The organism is Pseudoflavonifractor sp. An85 (assembly GCF_002161235.1).
Taxonomy (GTDB): domain Bacteria; phylum Bacillota; class Clostridia; order Oscillospirales; family Oscillospiraceae; genus Enterenecus.
This window is the reverse complement of the sequence record NZ_NFHE01000142.1, coordinates 1-550: the sequence shown is the minus strand read 5'-3', so window position 1 is coordinate 550 and position 550 is coordinate 1. Positions and strand designations below refer to the sequence as shown.

General features: G+C 59.3%; 1 protein-coding gene. It reads right to left on the bottom strand.

All coding sequences use genetic code 11. The features are described from left to right. Positions 1-550: peptidoglycan recognition family protein (locus tag B5G37_RS14865; RefSeq protein ID WP_143483020.1), on the bottom strand; the 550-nt coding region annotated here is incomplete at both ends.

Below are 550 nucleotides of genomic sequence, written 5' to 3'. Positions count from 1 at the left end.
TAGCGGAGCCCATGGCCTTGGCCACATCGGTGCGGAAGGTGTCCATGGACTTGCCAAACTTGGGGAACCAGTGCATCACATCGGCGTGATTACTGGCAATGCCCCGCTGGTAGCCCTCGCTGTGGCAGATGACCACACCGTCGGCCAGAGGGTTGAGGTTGTAGGTCTTGCACAGCATGGCGGTGAGCTCCACCGCCTCCTGGTACACCTTCTGGAAATAGCCTGCATCGGTGAGGGCATCCTCACAGATTTCAAATGCAATGTGGGTGTTGTTGGCACTGCCGCCACTGGTGCCGGTGCCGGCGTGCCAACCACGACGGTTCCAGGGCAATGTCTGGGCAGTGCCAACACTGCCATCGGCAAACTTGCCAACAAAAGCGTGAGTGCACACATCCAGTCCAGGGTTGTTCCAGTCGTTGGCGTTGCGGTTCCCTCCGATCTTTTTCAGCAGATACGCCCGGTTGGGGTCGTTGTCAGAGGGCTGAACATATCGGGCCACCAGGGGGTTATTGGCCCCAGTGGAGTGGACCATCACGCCTCTGGGGGTGAT